Source organism: Fervidicella metallireducens AeB, from assembly GCF_000601455.1.
GTDB lineage: Bacteria > Bacillota > Clostridia > Clostridiales > Caloramatoraceae > Fervidicella > Fervidicella metallireducens.
Window position 1 is genome coordinate 22403 of the sequence record NZ_AZQP01000023.1, and the last position, 20737, is coordinate 43139.

At 34.3% G+C, this 20737-nt stretch carries 21 protein-coding genes and 1 pseudogene; 3 read left to right on the forward strand and 19 right to left on the reverse strand.

Annotated features, from left to right (window positions below; all coding sequences use genetic code 11):
- Positions 1-29: 29 nt before the first annotated feature.
- From Q428_RS08120 to Q428_RS08155, 8 genes are all read right to left on the reverse strand, one after another.
- On the reverse strand, positions 30-986 hold the full coding sequence (locus Q428_RS08120) for a sugar phosphate nucleotidyltransferase (protein WP_035379892.1): 957 nt from the start codon (positions 984-986) through the stop codon (positions 30-32).
- A gap of 137 nt (positions 987-1123) precedes the next feature.
- Positions 1124-1642 (reverse strand): hypothetical protein, encoded by a 519-nt coding sequence (locus tag Q428_RS08125; protein WP_035379894.1) that lies wholly within the window; start codon positions 1640-1642, stop codon positions 1124-1126.
- A gap of 235 nt (positions 1643-1877) precedes the next feature.
- Entirely contained in the window at positions 1878-2339 is a 462-nt protein-coding gene (gene def, locus Q428_RS08130) for a peptide deformylase (RefSeq protein ID WP_035379896.1), read from the reverse strand.
- Between the two features lie 34 nt (positions 2340-2373).
- Positions 2374-2805, reverse strand: coding sequence for an MOSC domain-containing protein (locus Q428_RS08135; RefSeq protein ID WP_035379898.1), 432 nt, complete (start codon positions 2803-2805; stop codon positions 2374-2376).
- A gap of 4 nt (positions 2806-2809) precedes the next feature.
- Entirely contained in the window at positions 2810-3283 is a 474-nt protein-coding gene (gene moaC, locus Q428_RS08140; protein ID WP_035379900.1) for a cyclic pyranopterin monophosphate synthase MoaC, read from the reverse strand.
- Positions 3284-3285: 2 nt separating this feature from the next.
- Positions 3286-4230 carry a GTP 3',8-cyclase MoaA gene (gene moaA, locus Q428_RS08145; protein ID WP_035379901.1) on the reverse strand — a complete coding sequence of 315 codons (945 nt, stop codon included), beginning with the start codon at positions 4228-4230 and terminating at the stop codon, positions 3286-3288.
- Positions 4231-4241: 11 nt separating this feature from the next.
- Complete coding sequence (locus Q428_RS08150; RefSeq protein WP_035379903.1) at positions 4242-6116, reverse strand: molybdopterin biosynthesis protein; 1875 nt, start codon at positions 6114-6116, stop codon at positions 4242-4244.
- Positions 6117-6120: 4 nt separating this feature from the next.
- A complete protein-coding gene (locus Q428_RS08155) occupies positions 6121-7317 on the reverse strand; it encodes a molybdenum cofactor synthesis domain-containing protein (protein WP_035379905.1) in 1197 nt (398 codons plus the stop codon).
- Between the two features lie 107 nt (positions 7318-7424).
- On the opposite strand from Q428_RS08155, the gene Q428_RS08160 reads away from it, so the two are divergent.
- Genes Q428_RS08160 through Q428_RS08170 form a run of 3 tightly spaced genes read left to right on the forward strand, consistent with a single transcriptional unit; the run spans position 7425 to position 8935 of the window.
- A complete protein-coding gene (locus Q428_RS08160; RefSeq protein WP_035379907.1) occupies positions 7425-7913 on the forward strand; it encodes a MogA/MoaB family molybdenum cofactor biosynthesis protein in 489 nt (162 codons plus the stop codon).
- 32 nt (positions 7914-7945) lie between these two features.
- Complete coding sequence (locus Q428_RS08165) at positions 7946-8665, forward strand: HesA/MoeB/ThiF family protein (RefSeq protein ID WP_051515057.1); 720 nt, start codon at positions 7946-7948, stop codon at positions 8663-8665.
- A gap of 45 nt (positions 8666-8710) precedes the next feature.
- Positions 8711-8935: a MoaD/ThiS family protein gene (locus tag Q428_RS08170; protein ID WP_035379908.1), complete on the forward strand. Its 225-nt coding sequence runs from the start codon at positions 8711-8713 to the stop codon at positions 8933-8935.
- 19 nt (positions 8936-8954) lie between these two features.
- Here the strand turns inward: Q428_RS08170 and Q428_RS08175 are convergent, their stop codons facing one another.
- The 11 genes and pseudogenes from Q428_RS08175 to Q428_RS08225 all read right to left on the reverse strand — a co-directional run.
- Positions 8955-9476 carry a hemolysin XhlA family protein gene (locus tag Q428_RS08175; RefSeq protein WP_035379910.1) on the reverse strand — a complete coding sequence of 174 codons (522 nt, stop codon included), beginning with the start codon at positions 9474-9476 and terminating at the stop codon, positions 8955-8957.
- A gap of 189 nt (positions 9477-9665) precedes the next feature.
- Positions 9666-10229 (reverse strand): Uma2 family endonuclease, encoded by a 564-nt coding sequence (locus Q428_RS08180; protein WP_035379912.1) that lies wholly within the window; start codon positions 10227-10229, stop codon positions 9666-9668.
- Positions 10230-10380: 151 nt separating this feature from the next.
- Positions 10381-11010, reverse strand: coding sequence for a V-type ATP synthase subunit D (locus Q428_RS08185; protein WP_035379913.1), 630 nt, complete (start codon positions 11008-11010; stop codon positions 10381-10383).
- Between the two features lie 2 nt (positions 11011-11012).
- Complete coding sequence (locus Q428_RS08190; protein WP_035379915.1) at positions 11013-12395, reverse strand: V-type ATP synthase subunit B; 1383 nt, start codon at positions 12393-12395, stop codon at positions 11013-11015.
- Positions 12388-14108 (reverse strand): annotated as a pseudogene (locus Q428_RS08195) (V-type ATP synthase subunit A). The gene Q428_RS08190 and the pseudogene Q428_RS08195 overlap by 8 nt, the downstream one beginning before the upstream one ends.
- Positions 14109-14163: 55 nt before the next feature.
- Positions 14164-14493, reverse strand: coding sequence for a V-type ATP synthase subunit F (locus Q428_RS08200; RefSeq protein WP_201769268.1), 330 nt, complete (start codon positions 14491-14493; stop codon positions 14164-14166).
- A complete protein-coding gene (locus Q428_RS08205) occupies positions 14480-15469 on the reverse strand; it encodes a V-type ATP synthase subunit C (protein ID WP_035379917.1) in 990 nt (329 codons plus the stop codon). The genes Q428_RS08200 and Q428_RS08205 overlap by 14 nt, the downstream gene beginning before the upstream one ends.
- Positions 15470-15489: 20 nt before the next feature.
- Positions 15490-16095 (reverse strand): V-type ATP synthase subunit E, encoded by a 606-nt coding sequence (locus Q428_RS08210; RefSeq protein ID WP_035379919.1) that lies wholly within the window; start codon positions 16093-16095, stop codon positions 15490-15492.
- Between the two features lie 17 nt (positions 16096-16112).
- Positions 16113-16616: a V-type ATP synthase subunit K gene (locus Q428_RS08215; protein WP_035379921.1), complete on the reverse strand. Its 504-nt coding sequence runs from the start codon at positions 16614-16616 to the stop codon at positions 16113-16115.
- Positions 16617-16629: 13 nt separating this feature from the next.
- Positions 16630-18855, reverse strand: a complete 2226-nt coding sequence (locus Q428_RS08220; protein ID WP_051515058.1) for a V-type ATPase 116kDa subunit family protein — start codon at positions 18853-18855, stop codon at positions 16630-16632.
- Between the two features lie 199 nt (positions 18856-19054).
- A partial coding sequence (locus Q428_RS08225) for a B12-binding domain-containing radical SAM protein (protein ID WP_152539095.1) occupies positions 19055-20737 on the reverse strand: 1683 nt, incomplete at its 5' end.

A 20737-nucleotide genomic window follows, 5' to 3' on the forward strand; every position in this document is an offset into this window, starting at 1 on the left:
TTTTATAAATATCAAGTGCCCATACTTTATCATCGATTTGTTATAAAAAGCTTGCTCTTATGTCCAAAGACTCCTCTTATTTTTCCATTTCCAGAGATAGTTGAAAAATTTCCAACTATACTGTCACTGATCTCAACTCCATCAATTATGCAGTCATCCATAATTATGCTGTTCACTATTTTGGAATTCTTGATTACCGTTCTTTTCCCAATAGATACAAATTCTCCAATTGTACTATCTGAGATTTTTGAACTAGAGTCGGCTATATTTTTCTCTGTGCCCTTTGAAAGTACATATTTGTTGCACTGAATCAAGTTTTTTATTTTTCCAATGTTTATGCACTCAGAAGTTATCATCTCAGAATGTATATGGGCATCTTTCTCAATTAAATTCTGTATAATCTCTGCTATACCATTTTCTCCTTTGTCAGGGTGCCTTAACTTTGATAAACCCCTTATTGTTTCTTCTTTGAACAAATATATTCCCATTATAGCTACATTGCTTTCATTAATCTTAGGTTTATCAATTACCCTTACAAGTCTCTTGTCCTTATACAGTCCAATAGTATGTTCCCATATATTTTCAACTTCCTTTGTAAACACTACTCCATCATATCTTTTTACTCTAAATTCCCGGATTTGATTTTTTATAGAAAAATCAAAATAGTTATCTCCTGATATTACAACAACATCATCATCTATAAAATCCTTCGCCCTTAAAAGAGCATTAACTGTCCCTGCAGATTTGTGATGAAAATAATACTTTATTTTACAATTTAACCTATTTCCATCCCTTAGATAATCCACAAACTGCTGCCCATTTTCCCCAACCACTATTGCAATGTTTTTTATTCCATCATCAACAAGTTGCTTCACAGTATATTCTATCAAGGGTATATTGGCAATAGGGAGCATTGGTTCAGGACAGGTGTAGTTAAGGGGATCTAATTTTGTTTTTATCCCACTACACAATATAATACCCTTCAATTTTTACCACCCCATACACATTACTTTAAGTTGTAAAAATGCCATAATATAAATTATGCAAATTTTATATGTTTGTTAACTTAAAATCCACATATATATGGGGAGTTTTAAAGGTATCTTTAATTTAAAGCTTTATACTAACTTACTTTTTTATTACCAAAAATCTGGATATCATTTAATTTTAGTGACTTTTTTAAAATCCCTGCGATGAAAACAGCTATAGCTGAATCTATTGCGTGGTGAATTGCAGTACCTAGAGCTACCACTACCAACACCTTATATAGATTAAGACCCATAAATGGGATTACTACTAATGCCTCTAAAATTGCATGGATAGGTAATGTAATTCCAAGGGCAGCAGGATAAGGTAGTCCCCTTTTAATGAGCTTTGCTCCAACAAATCCAACAATGGCATGCATAAGTGCCCTTGATCCTACAATTGGTCCGAGTTTTATAAAAAAGCCTAGTGCAGAAACAAGTCCAACCATTACTGCAGCTAACGGACTTATTAACATTGATAAAAACAATGGTACATGGGACATTATCGTTGCAGTAAATGGAGGTATAGAAACCATTAAAAATCCTCCAAAAGCAAGTGGAATTAAAAGTGCCATAGCAGAAAGTAAAGCCGCTACAACTAATTCTTTAGTCTTCATGTTAAAACCCCCTATAATTTTTTTCCTTTGTTATTATTATACTGTAAAGACACCTGTATTGTCTACACTTTACATCTGTTTTCTCATATATTTTTATTTTAACTTATCTATTAGTATTATTAATTTCATTATTTTTTAGCCATATTTGTTGTTTAAAGTCAACATAAGCTAAATTTACATTAAAATCAAAAGGGAGCTAATGGTTTTATCCAATAACTCCCCTATATTTTATCAGTTATTCTTCTTTATATAATTCGTATGCCTTGTCAGTAAACATAATTCCATCTAGATGATCTATTTCGTGACAGAATGCCCTGCAAAGAAGCTCTTCCCCTTTGTATTCAACCTCTTGTCCTTCTACGTTAAGTCCTCTGACAACAACTTTTTTAGGTCTTTCAAGGAAACCATAATATCCTGGATAGCTTAAACAACCCTCTTCACTTTCCTGTTTTCCTGTTTTTGCAACTATCTTAGGATTTATTAAAACTATTGGCTCCATTCCATCCCTTAGATCTATCAGTATAACCCTTTTATTCACAGCAATCTGGGGTGCAGCAAGACCTATGCCTGTCCCTGCATAAAGAGTATCCTTTAAATCCTGAACTAAACTTAATATACTATCATCTATGTCTTTAACTGGTTCGCTTATCTTTGACAAAGCTGGATGTCCTTTTTGAACAATTTCCCTTACAGCCATTTATTCAACCTCCAAACTGCAAATTAAATTACTATCATAGAATCTCTATTCTATCTTCAGGTCTTATTTTACCACCTTTAATTACTCTTGTGAATATACCTTCCCTTGGCATAACACAATCTCCAACAATTTTTTTAATTTGACAGGAATTATGACATTCCTTTCCTATTTGCGTTACCTCTAAAACCACTTCATTTATCTTTAACTTTGTTCCAATCTTCAATGTATGAAGGGTTATACCTCTAGTAGTTATATTTTCCGCAAATACTCCATAGTCTAAATTTTCTCCTCCAGCTTTTTTCATTTTCTCTATACTTTCTACCGCAAGAAGACTAACCTGTCTGTGCCATTTTCCTGCATGGGCATCCTTATCTATTCCGTAATCTTCAATCAGTGTTATTTCATCAACAGGTTTTTTAATTACTCCCTTTTCACTGCTTATGTTAACTGCTACTACCTCCAAAATTCATCTACCCCCTTATAAACTCTCCTGATTTTCCGCCTTTTTTCTCTAAAAGTTTTATATCTCCAATTATCATATCCTTTTCAATTGCTTTACACATATCATAAATTGTAAGGCCAGCTGCTGAAACTGCAGTTAATGCTTCCATTTCAACCCCAGTTTTTCCAAAAGTTCTTACAGTTGAAATAATATATATCCTGCAGCTTGTAAAATCTATCTCAAAGTCTATATCACAACCTGTAAGAGATATATTATGACACATTGGAATTATTTCTGAAGTTTTCTTGGCAGCCATTATTCCAGCCACCTGAGCAACAGCCAGTACATCTCCCTTTTTTACTTTCCCATCTGTAATGGCCTTTAATGTTTCTCTTTTCATTTCAATATAACCGCATGCCTTGGCATATCTTTCAGTATCTTTTTTATCTCCAACATCAACCATTTTTGCCCTTCCTGAAGTATTAAAATGTGTTAGTTCCATTTTCATCCCCCTATTCTAACCATTTCTCTAATGCTGTTACTAATGTTATCTATGTTTAATCTATGTTCCTTCTCCTTTTCTAAAATACCCTCAGCGATTTTATTTTTTAAAAGTTCAATATTATGGATAACTGGGACTAAATCGATTTCATCTCTGCTATGAAGGCATGTCTTTAACTTTCCGTCAGATGTTATTCTCAATCTGTTACATGTAGCACAAAAGCTGTGGGATATAGGAGAGATAAAACCAACCCTTCCTTTATACCCAGTAATCCTATAAACCTCCGATGGTCCACCACTGTTTTGTTCTTTGCCTACAGGGGTTAAGTTTTTAATCAAACCCTTTATTACATCTGAGCTCATACCTAAATAATTTATACCTGGACCTAGTGGCATCAGTTCTATAAATCTTACATCTATATCCTGATTTTCAGTTAAATTTATAAAATCCATTATCTCGTTATCGTTAATACCACGTATTGGTACCATATTTATCTTTACTTTCATTCCAAGTTCAATACAATGTTCTATACCATTTAATACCTCTGATAAACTACCTCCGGTAATTACTTTATATACATCTTTCTTTAGTGAATCTAGACTTACGTTAACTCTATTAAGCCCTGCCCCTTTAAGTTTTTCGGCATATGCAGACAATAAAGTTCCATTAGTTGTAATCCCGATATCCTGTATTTCACTGTATTTCCTGATGCCATAAATTATTTCTATAATATCCTCCCTTAGAAGTGGTTCTCCTCCAGTTATCCTTATCTTTTTAACTCCAAGTCCAACCAGTGCATTAATTATATTATCTATCTCTGATAAATTAAGTGATTTATAATTCTTTGCAATATATCCCTCCGGCATACAATATATACATCTTAAATTACATAGGTCGGTTACTGATATCCTTGCGTAATCTATATTACGCATATATCTATCCCTCATGATACACTCTCCTAAACATAAATAATTTTACCTGTGTCCTCTAAATCATATCCTCCAATACTCATTACCTTGTCCTTAAAACCCTTTGATGTGATTATTTTATAAAAGCATTTAAACCTCTCATCCTCCAGCATTGACTTGTGAAAAACAATATCATAATCCTCATTAGCAATTGGAATAAAGTCTAAATTCATACAAATTGCAGCAGATAAAACTCCCAAGCCACAATCTCCACTTTTACCTGCTATCTGGGCAGCAACAGTTAAATGTGTTAATTCCTCTCTGGTATACCCATTAATTTCATTTTTATCAACTTCGTTCTTTTCAAGAAAATAATCTAAAAGAAGTCTTGTACCTGAACCTTTTTGTCTATTTACATATCTTATCCTTGTTAAATCCTTAAAATTATTTATATTTAATGGATTCCCCTTTTGAACCATAAAACCTTGAACCCTTTTAATCAGCTTTAAAATAACATAATCCCCCAGATATCTCTTAACATAATCAATATTATATATTCCATTTTCACCCAAAAGATGAATAGGAGCTATGTGGGCTTCATTTCTTTTTAAAGCCATTATTCCCCCCATACTGCCAACATGACTTGAGCTTAAATCATAACCCTCCATATTCATCATATCAGAAATAATATCCATTACTATGTCATGGCTTCCTATAGAAACAAGGGTTTTATCAATGTTGCTTTTATTTTTTAAAATCTCAACCATTACCTTTTCTCCAGCTTCTATCCCCTCATGATTTTTGTCAATCTTAACAACCCCGTCAGCATTTGTTAATGACATAGTTACCCCTGCTCCTCTTCCTAGGGGACTGGCTACTAATTTTTGACCAACCTTTCCCAATTTTACTCTTAAAAATTCATCATTTTTCAAGGATGAAACTACCTTCCTTGAAATATATGCCTCTACCCTTTCTCTTTCCCTGAAGCTTTCATTTTTAACTTTAAAAAAGGCATGCTTTACAATATTATCCATAACAAAGAAAGCTGAAACAGGGTATCCTGGGACTCCAAAGACAGGTGTATCTTTTATAAGTGCAAAACTGGCTGGCCTTCCTGGCTTTATTGAAACCCCATGAAATTTAACTTCCCCAAGGGATTTTAATACCTCTTCTGTAAAATCTCCCCTTCCCTTTGCAGATCCTGCATTTAAAATTACCATATGACATTCATTAACAGCTCTTTTTAGGGTATCCCTAATCAATTCATAACTGTCCCCTACTATGTCATATCTTATTGGATTACCTCCCCATTCCTCAATCATAGCTGCAAAGGTCCATGAATTATAATCAATTAACTGTCCCTTATCAGGTGATTCCCATACATTTACAAGTTCATCTCCTGTTGGAATTATGCCAACCCTTATTTTTTCATAAACAGAAACTTTATTTATTCCTGCCGCAAGTAATGAGGATATGTCTATTGCCCTGATTTTATGCTTAGATGGCAGAACCATTGTACCCATTGCAATATCTTCTCCTATTGGTCTTATGTTTTGATATGGCACAGCAGGCTTTCTTATTACTACTCCCCCCTCAACCTCTTCTATATCCTCAACCATTATGACAGCATCAAAATCATCCCTTACCAAATCCCCAGTATCAACAACTTCATATTTACTATTTTCCAAAAACACTGGTTTTGTAATATCCGCTTCTAACGTGTGAAGATAATTTACTGCTATTCCATCCATTGCTGAAGCTGTAAAATGGGGTGATGAAATCATTGCAAAATGGGGTTCATATGTTGTTCTTCCTAAGGAAAATCTGGTATCTATCTCCTCATTTTTCAATTCAAGTGTTCTGCAGCCTTCTTCAATTATTTTTTTTGCTTCTTCTAAGGAAATATTGTTTAAAAATATCCCCATACTTTCACCTCATTACAATTATTTTTTCTCCTTTTTCTATTCCTTCACAATCCCTTGGCAGTTTTATAAAACCATCTGCTTTTGATAAAACACTGATTGCCGAAGATTTAGCATATAAAGGATATATAACCCCTTCTTCAATCTTTACAGGTAAATACTCCTCTCTGCCCCTTGCCTTGTGATAATTAACACCCATTGTGCCTTCAGTATTTATATCATCTGTTATTCTTCCGTACATTTTGTCAAGGATTTTCTTTACAATAAATTTATATACAACAGCACATGAAAGGGGATGTCCTGGAAGTCCAATTATATACTTCCCATTACACTCTGACATAAGGGTTGGCTTACCTGGCTTTATTGCTAATCCATGAAACAACACTTTCCCATGTCTTTCCATTATATCTATGGTAAAATCCTTATTCCCAGCTGAACTTCCCCCAGATATTAGTACTATATTATTTTCATTTAATGCCACTTTAACAACTTCATTTAATTTTTCCTTATTGTCAGAAACTATTCCGTAATACCTTCCTTCACAACCATCCTCCTCAACTGCTGATTTTAAGTAAAAACCATTTATATCCCTGACTTTAGGTACAGGACAGCTGCTATATGGTGACACCAGCTCGTCCCCTGTTGATACAATCCCTATCTTTATTTTTTCTTTAACACAGACTTCAGTTACTCCAATACCTGCAAGTACTCCTATATGGTGTGGTTTTATTGTAGTTCCTTTTTTTAATAGAACCTCATTCTTTACAACATCCTCATCTGACATCACAAGGTTTTCTCCCTTAGCTACCGGCTTGTTTATTAAAACTTCATTAAATGCATCTTCGCTGTCCTCAATCATAACAACTGCATCTGCACCGCTAGGCAACATTCCTCCCGTTGGAATGTAAACAGCTTCACCCTCTGAAATTACAAAGGGAGGGATTTCACCAATTTTAACTTCTCCTAAAAGTTTTAGAACAGATGGCATACTATCACTGCATAGATATGTATCATTTGCCTTTACAGCATATCCATCAACGGAAGAACGATTAAAACCTGGTAAATCGCAAGGTGATATTATATCTTTACTTAAAACTCTATTATATATTCTATCTATATCAATTATTTCTTCCTGTAATTCCTGTAATTCCTTTATATTCTCAATTAATTTTATAAATTCCTCTAAAGTTATAACCTTTAACATGGAAAATTCCTCCCTAATAAGTTATACTTATATTATAACACCATTTTTTGTAAATAACAGATGATTCACTTTTATCTCAGTGATATAATTATTTTAAGGGAGGAGATATCTTGAAGGCTGGAATTATTACTGTAAGCGATAAAGGTTCACTTGGTTTACGCACTGACACTTCAGGACCCAAAATAAAGGAGTTGCTTTGGAAAATAGGATGTGAAGTTGTTGATTATGTTATCATCCCAGATGAGAGAGAAATTATTTCCCAAGAAATTATTCGAATGTGCGAAAAGGATTTACATATGGTTTTTACAACTGGTGGGACAGGTTTTTCAAAAAGAGATGTCACCCCAGAGGCTACAACTGATGTTGTAGAGAGGTTGATACCAGGGATTCCTGAAGCTATGAGGATGAAGTCTCTTCAGATTACACCAAAGGCTATGCTCTCAAGGGGAATTGCTGGCATCAGAGGAAATACTATAATTATAAACCTTCCTGGCAGTGAAAAGGCTGTTAAGGAACATCTGGAAGTTATTCTTCCTGTATTAAAGCATGGTGTAGAGATACTTCGTGGTGAGAGCTTTGAATGTGGAAATGGCTGATATCCAGAATCCTGAAATAAGGGGTGGTTTAGATGTTAGAAAGATATGACAGGCAAATTGCCTATGAAGGTATTGGTAAAGCTGGTCAAGAGAAAATAAGCAAATCAAAGGTCTGTGTCATTGGCTGTGGTGCCCTTGGAACTACAATCTTAAATTCTCTTTGCCGCTCTGGCATAGGCCACATCATCTTTGTAGATGATGACACGGTAGAGTTAACAAACTTGCAGCGCCAGATGTTATTTGATGAGAATGATGTTGGAAAATATAAGGTTCATGCTGCTTTTGAAAAGTTGGACGTTATAAATTCTGAGGTGATTATTGAGGGTTATGTAGATAAAATTTCAGCTGATAATATATCTATTTATGCAGAGGACTGTGATATTATTTTAGACGCAACTGACAACTTTCAAACAAGGCAGGTTATAAATACTTACTGTATAGCAAATAATAAACCATGGATTTATGGTGGTGTTGCTGGCAGCTGTGGTATGGCTACTACTATAATACCTTTTAAAACTCCTTGTTTAAACTGTCTCTCTGACTTTAAGACCAATGAAGGTTATACTGCAAAAACATCAGGTATAATAAATGCCATAACTGCCTCAATAGGTTCAATAGAGGCAAATCTGGCTATAAGATATCTTATTGATAAGCCATCGGATAAGTTTATTTATCTTGATTTATTTAATGATATCTTTGAATGTTTTGAGTTGAAGCAAAATCCAAACTGTAAAATCTGTGGAAATAAGTAAAAGATATTTGATTGCTTTGTAAACCAAAAGAAAAGAGTTGATTATATGATTAAAATTACAGTTAAGGCATTTTCATTTCTTGAAAAATTTATAACCGAAACCACTTTAACCCTACCTGAAGGGGTTTCCTGTGAAGATGTTTTAAGAAGGCTTAACATTCCTAAGAAAGATGTTTTTGTTTGCATCGTCAACGGAAGTAATGTTCCCTTTAATACTAAATTAAAAGACAATGATAGTTTAAGCCTTCTTCCACACCTGGAGGGCGGTTGATAAAATTTATCTGTATTATTTAACCTTTAATTGTTCTTGTTGCTTTGAGGTAACTAATATCATAAGTATTTTGTTTAGTTACAATTTCCACTTCACTAAGTTCGTTTTTAATTTCCTTTACATCCTTTGAAATAACATGAACAACATTTTCTATCACATTAAATCTATCCTCGACTAATTTTGTATGTTCTTCAAATTGTCTTTGATTTTGCTCATAATGGCTTTCCTGTATCTCAGCCATCTCCTCTATTTTATTTTCTATAGCTTCGATTCTAATTGTATTTTTTGCCACTTCTTTTTCCAATAATAATTGTCCTTCTTCAATCTTATCAAGTCTTTCCTCTACTCTGTCTAGTCTTTCTTCTACTCTGTCTAGTCTTTCTTCTACTTTGTCTAATCTTTCCTCTACTCTATCTAATCTTCCCTCTACTCTGTCTAATCTTTCCTCTACTCTGTCTAATCTTTCGTTTACACCTTTAAACCCCTGCTGCATTTCTGAATACATTTTTTCCATAAATTCAAATAGCTTTTCGTTATCCATTTCATCATCTCCTTAGTGTCCTTTATATATATTTTACTATAAATTATGCTATGTTTGTAGTTAATGTTTTTTACAAGCTTAAAATACCAAGGATATTACAAATGACAATCGATTAATATTATCTTGTACCTATTGTATATTTGATACCCACTATAAATATATATAATTTCCATTATATGGTCGCCACTATTATTTATAAATATATTCTAAATCTATACTAAATCCATCTAATATCTTAGATTTAACTTCTCCTCTAATTGCTTTCATATCATATTGTTCATACATCTCTTCATCATTTAATGTATATACTGTTACAGATTCAAGCATTGGATTTACTATCCAATACTCCTTTACACCGTATTTCATATAAAGGTTAAGCTTAGTTATTAAGTCATGTGACTGATTAGATGGACTAAGTATTTCTACAATAAGTGCTGGAACACCTATATATTTAGCTTCTGTAAAACCACTTTTGTCACATATCACACTTATGTCCGGTATAACTATTTTAGTTCCTTCAATATCTTCTCTTTTTAATTCTATATCATAGGGAGCACCAAACACCTCACATGATGTTCCCTCTACAAATAGTCCAAGTTTTATTTGAAGCCTACTTGAAACCCTTTGATGCTTTGTAGATGGTGAAGGTGTCATATATACAACTCCATCTATATATTCCAATAAACTTTCACTGTTATCTCTCATTTTATAGAATTCTTCTATAGATATGAATGAACTTTTAGCTAATGCCATTGCACTCACCCCTTTATATACTTATTAATCGAACCTATGCGTTCTAAGTTCCCTATTCTCTCTTTTAATTACTATTATTATACTTATTCTTTTAATATTTTTCATCCTCTTTATGTGAAAATAATCCCTGGGGATTCTCCCAGGGATTATTTTATTTTTGTATCATTGATTTAACTTTCATAAGTCTTGTTAATGTTCCTCTTTCGTTTTCCTCAAGCTTCATTGTGATGTACTTAATTGTTTCTTTGAATTGAGGTATCATTACGTATTCAAGGGCATTAACTCTACGTCTTGTTTTTTCGATTTCGTCAGCCATTAGCTGGCAGGACTTTTCTACTTCTGCAAGCTGTAGAAGTTGTGGAAGAACGTTGTGAAGCTTTTTGATGGCTCCGTCAAGTTCTGCTGAGGTTTGAGCAAAACCATATGGGTAAATGCTTGCACCCTCTTTTCCTTCCCTTACGAATTCCATAACTGGAACGTTAACGCTCATAATATTCTTCTTAGAAACGTTTAAGCTTATCTTTTCAGTTGGCATTATGATAGCTTCTTCAAGCATTTCTGTTCCCATTACTGCCTTTGCCATCATAAAGTCCTTTAAGCTCTCTGTCAATTCGTCCTCTACTGCTCTTCTTAATTCGTCATTTTTTCTAACAAGATCAATGAATTTTTTCATTAACTCGTCCTGTTTATCCTTTAAAAGCTTATGTCCTCTTACCGCAACCTTAAGCCTTGTTTTAAGTCGGGTAAGCTCCATTCTGGTAGGGTTTACGTTAAGCTTCATTTTTATTCAACCCCTTCTTTTGGAAGGTATTTTTCTATATATTCATCTCTTATTCTCTTAAGCTCGCTCTTTGGAAGTATAGCAAGGAGTTTCCAGCCTATTTCCAAGGTTTCTTCTATGGTTCTATCAGTATATTCTCCCTGTGATACATATATCTTTTCAAATTGATCTGCAAATTTTGCATAGAGCTTATCTGTATCTGATAATGCTGATTCTCCAAGGATAACTGCCAGTTCCTTTGCCTGCTTGCCTTGTGCATAAGCTGCAAAGAGCTGGTTCATTGTATCTGCATGGTCTTCCCTTGTTTTACCTCTTCCTATACCCTTATCCTTAAGTCTTGACAATGAAGGAAGAACGTCTATTGGAGGCATAACCCCACTTCTATAAAGCTGTCTGCTTAATATTATCTGTCCTTCTGTAATATATCCTGTAAGGTCTGGTATTGGGTGAGTTTTATCATCTTCAGGCATTGTAAGGATTGGAATCTGTGTTATTGAACCTTCCTTGCCCTTAATTCTTCCTGCTCTTTCGTATAATGTTGAAAGGTCAGTATATAGGTATCCTGGGTAACCACGTCTTCCTGGTACTTCTTTTCTTGCTGCTGATACTTCTCTTAGTGCTTCAGCATAGTTTGTCATGTCTGTCATTATAACTAGAACGTGCATTCCCTTTTCATATGCAAGGTACTCTGCACATGTAAGTGCCATTCTTGGCGTTGCAATTCTCTCAATTGTTGGGTCATTTGCAAGGTTTATAAATAGAACCGCTCTGTCGATAGCTCCTGTCTTCTTAAAGTCTGATATAAAGAAGTCTGCTTCTTCGAAAGTTATACCCATTGCTGCAAAGACAACGGCGAACTTTGAATCGGCACTTCTTACCTTTGCCTGTCTTGCAATCTGAGCTGCAAGGTTGGCATGTGGAAGTCCTGAACCTGAGAATATAGGAAGCTTTTGTCCTCTAACCAGCGTGTTAAGACCATCTATTGCAGAAATACCTGTTTGTATAAACTCTGATGGATAATCTCTGGCAACTGGATTTAACGGGTTACCATTAACATCAAGTCTCTTTTCTGGTATTATCTTTGGACCTCCATCCTTTGGTCTTCCAAGTCCATCAAAGACTCTTCCAAGCATATCCATAGATACACCAAGCTCCAATGTCTTTCCTAAAAATCTAACTTTACTATCTCCAAGGTTTATACCAGCTGAGCTCTCAAAAAGCTGTATTAAAGCCTTATCCCCATTTATTTCAAGAACCTTACCACGGCGTACTTCACCTGTTTGTGTTTCAATTTCAACTAGTTCGTCAAACATTGCACCTTCCACTTGATCAACAAGCATAAGTGGACCTGCAACTTCCCTTATAGTTCTATATTCCTTAATCATTTAAAAGGCCTCCCTCCATTAAAGCTTCTATCTCTGACTTGAGGGCTGCTGATATTTCATCTAACTTATACATTTCACTTTCAGGAATATACTTAGCTCTTGCTATTCTCTCTCTAACTGGCAGAGTTGATAGCTTGCTTAAATATACTCCAGCCTCAAGAGCCTTTTGTCCTAGATCATTAAAATCTAATATTAATTTCAACATCTTGTATTGCTTATCAAGTGAAGCATATGTGTCAACTTCATGGAAAGCATTCTGATGAAGATAATCTTCTCTCAATGACTTAGCTGCTTCAAGTGTTAATCTATCCTTTTCTGATAGTGCATCTATACCTACTAGTCTTACTATTTCTTCCAGTTCTGCTTCTTCCTGAAGTATACCCATTGCTTTTTGTGTCATTTCAACCCAGCCATTTAATCCTCTTTCCTTTTCAATATAAGGAGCAATCTTGTTAACGTACAATGAGTAGCTTAAAAGCCAGTTTATTGCTGGGAAATGTCTCTTTTGTGCCAGTGAAGAATCAAGTCCCCAGAAAACTTTTACTATTTTAAGTGTTGCCTGAGTAACTGGTTCTGAAAGGTCCCCTCCTGGAGGTGATACAGCACCGATTGCTGTAAGTGCTCCTACCCTTTCTTCGCTTCCTAAACAATAAACCTTACCTGATCTTTCATAGAACTCAGCAGCACGTGATGTCAGGTATGCTGGATATCCTTCTTCACCAGGCATTTCTTCAAGACGTCCTGACATTTCACGAAGCGCCTCTGCCCATCTTGACGTTGAGTCAGCCATAAGTGCAACTGAATATCCCATGTCTCTGAAGTATTCTGCTATTGTTATACCTGTATATATTGATGCTTCACGGGCAGCAACAGGCATGTTTGATGTATTTGCTATAAGAACTGTTCTCTTCATTAAAGGTTCACCTGATTTAGGGTCCTTAAGTTCAGGGAACTCCATAAGAACGTCTGTCATTTCGTTTCCACGTTCTCCACATCCGATATAAACAACTATTTCAGCATCTGCCCATTTTGCAAGCTGATGTTGAACTACTGTTTTACCACAACCGAATGGTCCTGGAACACATGCAGTTCCTCCCTTAGCAACTGGGAAGAATGTATCGATAACTCTTTGTCCTGTAATCATAGGTTCCTCTGGAGCAATTTTGCCCTTATATGGTCTTCCACGTCTTACAGGCCACTTTTGCATCATCATAAGGTCCTTTATATAACCATCATTTAATTTAACCTTTGCAACAGTATCAACTACTGTAAACTCACCTTCATAAATTTCTACTATTTCTCCCTCAATACCAACTGGAACCATTATTCTATGCTCAACAAGTGTTGTTTCATTTACGATACCTAATGTGTCCCCAGCTAAAACTTTATCTCCAACCTTTTTAACTGGTTTAAAAAGCCACTTCCTTTCTCTATCAAGGAAGGTACTTCAATTCCCCTTGTTATGAAATCCCCTGCTATTCTCATTATTGCATCAAGTGGTCTTTGAATACCGTCAAACATCGCTTCTATAAGTCCTGGCCCTAATTCAACACTTAAAGGCTCTCCAGTCGTTTCTACTGGCTCCCCTGGTCCTAGACCTGAAGTTTCCTCATAAACCTGTATTGAAGCTCTGTCGCCTCTCATTTCAATTATTTCGCCTATGAGCTTTTTATGTCCAACTTTAACCATATCAAACATTTTTGCATGTCCCATTTTCTCTGCTATAACCAGAGGTCCTGAGACCTTAACAATACTACCCTTCAAGCTATCAACCTTCCTTCTTTGATAAAATATCAACTCCAACGGCCTTTTCAACGTTATCTTTAATCTTTGCAAGTCCTATTCCAAGACTGCCTTGGCTGCCTGGAATCAGGATGATTGCTGGAAGCATTTGATTTTTATATCTTTCAATAGTTTCTTCTATTTCCTTAGCAGTAGTTTCTGTAACGAAAATAACTCCATTTCCTTCCCTTGCCATTGTATCTACTGCCCTCATGGCTTCCTCAGGAGTCTCAACTGCCCTAACCTGTAAACCAAGTGCAAGAAAGGCTATTACCGCATCTCTCTCACCGACAACTCCTATTTTATACATACAAATCACGCAGCCTTTCCCTTATAATGTCGGGTAAAACCTTGTTCTTCTTACCTGTTAAAACTATCCTTACAGCTTTTATTTCCGTTTCCCTGGCAATTATATATGCTACAATTGGTTCAGGACCAAAGCTTACAAGCTTCGCATTTTTTAGATAATTAATCATGAAATTATCCGATAACTTTTCAAGTTTACCTATATCTTTAGTCTTAACAAATTCTTCAATACCTTCCTTTACCCACTTATAGTGGTCTGTATGGGCGATTTTACCTGCAAAGTTATCTAAGGAGTCATTTAGGTTATTGATAAATAAATCAATATCTATTTTTCCTCCCCTGATAAAAATCTTCTGTAAAAATTCTCTATCTTTGTCCTGTAGTTTAATCCTTATAAAGGATTTAATATTAATAACATCTATCATTGTTTTTGTTATCTTTACCAGGTAATCCAGTTTGCTGTTTGAAGCTATCTCCAGCATGTATTCATATACGCCCTTGTCAATTATTATATCTATCTCCTGTGGGTCCTGATGATTTTTATAACTTTCAATAGCCTTTTCAACATATTTCCTTAATGTCATTGGAATATCTCTGAAACTTTCTTCTTTAATCATGACTTTAAGGCTTTCTACCGGTATTGTACCTGCATCCACCAAGATATTATAGGTATCTATTCCTGAAAACTTACCCTTTATTAAACTTTTTATATTGTGGCCATCGTATCTTACTGCAAGAACATCAACAATTTCTTTTACTGGTGTTAATTTATACATCTCTTTATAAAAACTTTCAAGGGATTCTTTGAGTCCTTCTTCATATGAAGGCTTATTTAAATACTCTGCATATTCAGAGTCTTGAAGCATTCTAAGTGAATCAGCAAATCCGGCTGATTCAACTAAAGCCTCCAGCTTTGTTCTATCCAGCATCTTTGTTTCTTTAAATCTAATACGAGCAATACTCTGTGCAAAAATAGTGTTATCCATTACTCACCCTCCTTATGAGGTTACCTACCTTCAAAAAGAAGATTTGCTATTTCTCCTTCAAGGCTATCTCTAAGTATTCTAATTTGTGAGTCTATTGAACAGTTGATTTCTAGACCACCCTTTTTTAATATAAATCCAGATTGAATGTTTCTAACTTCATCAACTAGTTTTATCTGACCTTTTTTTCCATTAGAAACAAGTTTTCTGTTAACATTTTCAACAACATCCGGATTAATCCTTGCTTTATCCTTTTGTGAGAGGATAACTTCCTCATCACCTGTTTCTATATTGTTTAATAACATACATTCTATAAAGCTTGAATAATCCTCAGAGCTCATATTTTCCAGTTTATTTTTTGCTGCTTCAAGAACCTTATCAATAGCTTCCTGTTTTGAAGATAATAATTGGTTTCTTGCTTCCAGCTGAGCCCTGGCAATCAGTCTTTCTTTTCTCTCTTTACCATCCTTCTCAGCCTTAGCTTTCATTTCCTCAAAAATAGTTTCCGCTTTATTCTTTGCAGCATTGAGAATCTCATCAGCCTTTGTTTTAGCTTCTTTCTCTATTTCATTAGCCTTTGCCCTATCATCGTTTAAAAGTCTATTTTTTAAATTATCAATGACAGCCATCTCGTCACTCCCCAATACTAAACAACTTTAACTATCATAATGATTGATGTAATAAGTGCTATAACAGCATATGTTTCAACCATTACCGCATAGATAACTCCGTTAAAGAACTTTTCTGGTTTCTTAGCAAGTATTTGTATACCTGCAGCTGCTGCCTTTCCTTGTGCAATAGCTGATGAATATCCAACGAATGCCATTGGTAAAGCTGCTGCTAATAATAAGAATCCTTTTTCTAGTGGAATGTTCATGTTACCTGAGAATAATCCTATTCTTTGAAGGATTATTAAGGCTGTAATGAAACCGTAAAATCCTTGCGTACCTGGAAGTACCTGTAGGATAAGTGATTTACCAAATTTTTCTGGATCTTCTGCAATGAGTCCTGATGCTGACTCACCAACTATTCCAACTCCCCTTGCTGAACCTATACCTGCAAATAAAGCTGCTAATGCTGCCCCTAAAATAGCCATTATTGGGCCACCAAACTTTGTTAAGAAATCAATAAATGTAATTTTTACGTCCATTTTAAAATCCTCCTTAAACTTCAGTATTTACCTTTATAAATTTATTGCTTATTTTTAATGGTTGGAAGGTTTTACCTCCACCCTCATAAAATTTACCAAAGAATTCAAGATATTGTAATCTACTTGTATGAACAAAGGTACCAAGGGTTCCTATTGCAAGGTTAAATGTATGTCCTGCAAGGAATATAATTGGCCCTGCTATATAAACCACTGGTCCTGAGAACAGTCCTATAAGAAGATTAAATGACCATCCTATAAGACCTGATGCAAGCCCTAATGCTAAAAGTCTTGCATAGGATAGCGCATCTCCAATGTATCCAGTAACTCCGTAAAGTCCATAGACTCCACCAAAGAATTTCCCAACAATGCTCTTATTTTCTCTTCCAGCTGTTAACAGAATAATGGCTGCACCAGCTATTGCCAATATCTTTGCTGCACTTCCGCCACCTAAGAACATCCAGATTGCTCCTGATAAAAGCATATACCATGATCCTACGTCAAAGAAGGCATCTAAAATCTTACCTGATTTAATTAACTGGTATGCCTTTACTCCAAGTCCAACATATAAGTGAACTAACCCAAGGGCTATTGAAGCAACCAGAACCTGCATTGGCTCCTGTACCGGGTCAATCCACAGCGGCTTTATAGGAATAATGCCTCCAAAGAAGCCCCCATACATCCAGCCGAAGAATATTGTTGGAATACTACAATACATAACAAGTTTTACAATTTTCCTTAAATCTCCCTCAAGGTCCATTTTCTTAAGTGCAAAGAAGGTAAGAATAAACAGAACTAATCCATATCCTATATCTGCTGCCATCATTCCAAAGAATATAAGGAAGAATGGAGTCAGTAATGGTGTAGGATCTACCTCCTTTGGTGTTGGTAAAGCATACATTGAGGTAACAACCTCAAATGGTTCTGCAATAACGTTATTTTTAAGTACTATTGGTGGATTTTCATCCTCCACAGGCTCTTCAAATGAAAAATATACATCCTTAAACCTGTTCTCAATAGCTTTAGCCAGCTTATTTTTATTTTCTTCTGTTATCCAGCCTTCAAGAATAAATGATTTTTTAGTTTTAACAAGGTTTGAAATTGCTCTTTCCCTTTCAACCTTAGTCAGTATATAGTCATAAATTTTTTCTATATCCTTAGTATTGGCAGCCAGTCCTGAAGCCCTTGATTTAAACTCCTCTGCTTCGCTATCTAGGGCATCTATTTCCAGCCTTAGCTCCTCCATTTGTTTGACAGGAGTTTTGTTCAGTTCTAAACTAATCCTCACAAAACCATAGGTTTTTAAAATGTCAGCAATTTCATTTTTATTGTCAATATGTGACAGAATGATAATATTAACATCCTGCTGTTTTTCAGCTATCTTTTCCAGATATATATCCTTGAACTTTTCTGTTAAGGTTTCATATAGTTGTGCTTCATATTTTTTACCAATTGTACCTATGAAGTAAGCTACATTTTTTAGTTTAGCTAATTCATCATCACAAACATCAAGACTGCTCCACTGTCCATATTGCTCTAATAGTGAAACCATCTTTGCCTTTTTATTTTTGTTGTGATTCAACTCTTCTTCTATTTCTTTACATTGGAAATATATATCCTTCCAATCAATAAGGCTCTCAAGGTTATCAAACTGTTTCTTTGATAATATATCCCTTTTTGTAAAAAGTCCTTCCTTAACAGTATCGTATTGTTTTAAAAACTCGTATGCAAATTTTATATGATTATAATCCATTTCTGTTTGGCTGAGAGTTTTAGCTTCTGAAAAAAACCCTACTCCTTCAACCTCTTGGAATTTTTCCTTTAAATCTATCAACTGTACACATTGTTTTTCCTGGAGCAGATCTAGAATTTCATCCCTCTGGTCAATAGGAGCTGCCAAAACTAGTCTATTCATTTTAACAATTGCCATGCTGTTCACTATCCTCTCAATAACCATATTAACAGATCTAGCAAGTAAATCCTCAGGAATATTCTTAAGTCTTTCAATCTCCTTTTTGTTGTTTTCAATTATAGGCATTGATTCGACTTTTGCTTCTTCTTCGTATTTTTGAAGCGTACTTACATAATACTCCTCAGATTTTTTCTTAGCCTCTTGTATTATCTGTTCTGCCTGCTCTTTAGCTGTTTTTTGAATTTCAATTGCTAAAGCATTTGCCTTTTTTACTAGATCTTCCCCCTCTCTTTCAATGTCAATAAGTTGCTTTACTACATCCAATGCCAAGGTATCACCACCTTCTTAATAATGATGTTTGATTATACATAACAGATTATAATTATTATACTACAGATGTTAATAAAACTTAATAGTATTATGAAAATAATTTAAAAAAATTTGCACAATTTGTCATGCTATGCGAAAATTATACCTAAAATTTTTTATTTTGTATAGCCTAAATTTCAAAATTATATAACATTTGAAATCAGATATACGTGTAATCTCCATTTTCAAGATTCAGAGCCATTACTGCTTCATCTTTTACTACATCATACCCATTTGTACTTTTCTTTACTTTGTAATTAACATTAAAATATGCAATTTTTTTAGTATTTTCCTGCTTTAAATGGTCTTTTACATTTTCCTTTTGGCAGCCTACTATTTCCTTTAAATCTGGTGATTCCTGCCTTTTTAGAAAAATAGGAACAGATGATTTTTTTGTGTTAATTAAAAAATCATGAAGCATTAAATCCTTCAAAATTTCATTATCATATTTTTCTTTTGCAAAATCAAACAAAAATTTAAATCTATCCCTTAAATCAAATTTTCTTTTAAAATAACCATTGCAGTATAAATATTCATAAAATTCAAATAAAATATCGAATTTCGACTCTGTAAATGACAACATATAATCCATAGTAATTTTAAAAATCCCACTGTTATAGTATGATTCAAAAACCTCCTCAAATTTAAGGAGCTTATCCATTTCATCTAGTGAAATGGCTTCTGTACATAAAACTTGATACGGAGGAAAATTTATATTTTTTATACCATATAATTCTTTATCGTAATATATTTTACATCCCTTTAGTACCTTCAAAAAACCTAGCTGCAATACATCTGGCTTAATTTCCATGCACATATCAAAGGATTTTTTAAAGGAATCAAAACTTTCACCAGGCAAACCTGCAATTAAATCAAGGTGACAATGAATATTACCAAACTCCTTAATTTTTGAAATATTTTCTTTAATTTTTTCAAAATTCATAATTCTATTTATATTCTTTAGAACCTCTGGATTAGTTGTCTGCACCCCAACCTCAAACTGAAACAGGTCCTCTGGAGCTGTAGATAATAGTTTTAACATTTCATCATCCAGTATATCTGCAGCAATTTCAAAGTGAAATTTAGTTTCATCTTTATTTTTAATTAAAAACTCCAATATTTCTGTTGCGAATTTTTTATTAGAGTTAAAGGTTCTATCTACAAATTTTACTAGTCTTACCTTATTATCAACAAAATGTTTTAAGTCTTTCTTTACCCTATTAATATCAAAATATCTTACCCCTTTTATTGTTGAAGATAAGCAATAGGCACAATTAAAAGGACATCCTCTAGATGCCTCGTAATAAACTATTTTATCTGGTATTTCGTTTCTATAGGGAAAAGGTATAATATTTAAGTCCTGTATCAATTCTCTAGGAGGATTGACAATTACATCTTTCTTATCTCTGTATACTAATCCTTCTATATTTAAATTACGCCCATTATTTTTAAGTACTTTAAGTGTTTCTGCCAGTGTTACCTCTCCTTCTCCCTGTATGATAAAATCAATAAAACTATTTTTTTTCATAATATCTTCACTATCGTAGGACACCTCTGGCCCTCCAAGTATAATTCTTAAACTGCCATTAATTTCTTTTAGTGTACTGCAAATCTTTAGTGTCTGTTCTATATTCCATATGTAACATGAAAATACAATAACATCGGGATTTTCTATTAATAGTTCCATGGATACATCCATCAGATTATCGTTTATTGTGTATTCCTTTATCGTCAGCTCTATCCCTTCATAGTATTCACTGCAATACTCCTTTAAATACCTTATTGCAAGATTTGAATGAACATATTTTGAATTAAGTGATGTTAGTATTACCTTCATTTGTTT